The sequence below is a fragment of the Flavobacterium sp. genome (genome assembly GCF_043756175.1).
GTDB lineage: Bacteria > Bacteroidota > Bacteroidia > Flavobacteriales > Flavobacteriaceae > Flavobacterium.
The window spans coordinates 1-2,264 of sequence record NZ_JAYURN010000029.1 but is presented as its reverse complement, the minus strand read 5'-3'; the positions used below and the strand labels follow the sequence as shown (position 1 = coordinate 2,264).

The following is a 2,264-nucleotide window of genomic DNA, read 5'->3' as shown; positions in this document are numbered from 1 at the left end:
GCGATTTATATAAATCCAATGCTGTTTTTTGCTGTAGAACAAAATCCTTTTAAACAAGAAAATAGGGCTTATCCTGTAGATTACGGATTTCCTTTTATCGATAAATACAGCATTTCAATTAAAATCCCTGACGGTTATAGAGTCGAAACAATTCCTTCTCCGCTACTTTTAAATATGGAGGATAATTTGGGGGGATTTAAATTTATGATAAATACATCTGGTAATTCGATTCAGTTAATGCTATCGCATCAAATAAACGTACCAATCGTTATTGCAGATTATTATCCAATGTTAAAACAGTTTTATCAAAAAATGATTGAAAAACAAAACGAGAAAATAGTGCTTAAAAAAGTGTGATGTTTAACAACAGCTTTATCAGGGTTTTGTAATCTAATATAATTAAATAAGCATACATCATATGAACTTAAAAAATTCCCAACTAGACGTTGACACTTGGATCAAAGAACACGGTGTTCGCTACTTCAACGAATTGACCAATATGGCGCAACTTACCGAAGAAGTAGGTGAAGTGGCCCGAATCATAGCACGCCGTTACGGAGAGCAATCCGAAAAAGAAAGCGATAAAAACAAAGATCTTGGCGAAGAATTAGCAGATGTGGTTTTCGTAGTGTTGTGTCTAGCAAACCAAACGGGAATCGATTTACAGGCTGCTTTTGATAAAAAAATGGATTTAAAATCTATTCGAGACAAAGATCGTCACAAAAACAATGAGAAACTCAAATAATTTGTGAAGTATAAATTATGAATTATAAATGTGGAGTGGTAAATTGCGAACTTGAATTATACCACTCATAATTCATAATTCATAACCCATAATTAGCTAAATGAATTTAAAATTAAGTACGAATTCACAATTCACAATTGATAATTCACAATTAAATATTACTGGTTCAAAAAGTGAGACCAACCGACTATTATTGTTACAAGCTTTGTTTCCAAATATTACCTTAGCGAATACTTCAAACTCTGATGATAGTGAAGTCATGCAAAAAGCGTTGAAAGGAAACCAGGAAATAGTTGATATTCATCATGCTGGAACGGCGATGCGTTTCTTAACGGCTTATTTTGCAGTAAACGAAGGTCGTGAAGTGGTTTTGACAGGTTCGCAGCGAATGACAGAGCGCCCAATCAAGGTTTTGGTAGAAGCCTTGGAACAACTAGGTGCAGAAATTTCGTATGAAAAAGAAGTTGGTTACCCGCCTATTCGAATCAAAGGACAAAAAATCACAGCTTCTAAAGTAAATATTCCTGCTAATGTAAGCAGTCAATACATATCAGCATTATTATTGGTGGCGCCAAAATTAGAAAATGGAATCGAAATCACATTAGTTGGTGAAATCACTTCCGTTCCTTATATTAAAATGACGTTGGCATTGTTGAATGATCTAGATATTAAAACCAGTTTTGAAGGAAATGTGATTACCGTTTATCCAAAAAAAGAAGTAGAATCGAAAGTAATGACTGTAGAATCCGATTGGAGTTCTGCTTCTTACTTTTTTAGTCTGGCTGCTTTAGCAGAAAACGCCTCCATTTCATTGACCAGTTATAAAGAAACCAGTTTGCAGGGTGATTCGGCTTTGGCTCAAATCTACAAGCAAATGGGTATTGATACACATTTTGATGGAAACAAAATGACTTTGGTTAAGCAATCTGACTTTAAACCTGAAACGGTAAACTTTGAATTAAATAATACGCCTGATATTGCACAAACCATTGTAGTTACTTGCCTTGGATTAGGAATTGGCTGTCATCTTACAGGGCTTCATACCTTGAAGATTAAAGAAACCGATAGACTGGAAGCACTGCGAATTGAAATGACAAAACTTGGGGCGAATATTTCGGTGACCAACGATAGTTTGACGCTTGTGGCTTCAACCAACATCAACCATAATGTACCAATTGCCACGTATAACGATCACAGAATGGCAATGGCATTTGCACCATTGGCCTTGAAAGTACCAATAATCATCGAAAATGCCGAAGTGGTTTCAAAATCCTATCCTGATTTTTGGAGTGATTTAAAAAGTCTGGGCATCGAAATTTTAGAAAAATAACAGTTGTAAAGACTAGTGAATCAGCTACTTTTGAAAATAAACAGTAAAACACTTGACAACGCCTGTCTCACAATCGTATATTTGCAAACGATTTATAATTTTGCTGTCCTGAGAGAAGTTGAAGGACATAATTTATAAGTCATAACTCATAAATTTTTTAAATGAAATTATCACATTTTCAATTCGATT

Annotated in this window: 2 protein-coding genes and 1 pseudogene; all 3 read left to right on the top strand. The window is 34.6% G+C overall.

The features are described 5' to 3' along the window. A pseudogene (locus tag ACH2BP_RS01515) lies at nucleotides 1–357 on the top strand (transglutaminase); the annotation flags it as partial. Between the two features lie 61 nt (nucleotides 358–418). Beyond that, nucleotides 419–745 (top strand): nucleotide pyrophosphohydrolase, encoded by a 327-nt coding sequence (locus ACH2BP_RS01510; RefSeq protein ID WP_035668323.1) that lies wholly within the window; start codon nucleotides 419–421, stop codon nucleotides 743–745. Between the two features lie 100 nt (nucleotides 746–845). Beyond that, entirely contained in the window at nucleotides 846–2,075 is a 1,230-nt protein-coding gene (gene aroA / locus ACH2BP_RS01505) for a 3-phosphoshikimate 1-carboxyvinyltransferase (RefSeq protein ID WP_395056320.1), read from the top strand. The last annotated feature ends 189 nt before the right edge of the window (nucleotides 2,076–2,264 follow it).

Bases quoted from the DNA above. Each gene is read 5' to 3' on its own strand.
- aroA (WP_395056320.1), top strand. From the start codon at position 846: ATGAATTTAAAATTAAGTACGAATTCACAATTCACAATTGATAATTCA.
- ACH2BP_RS01510 (WP_035668323.1), top strand. From the start codon at position 419: ATGAACTTAAAAAATTCCCAACTAGACGTTGACACTTGGATCAAAGAA.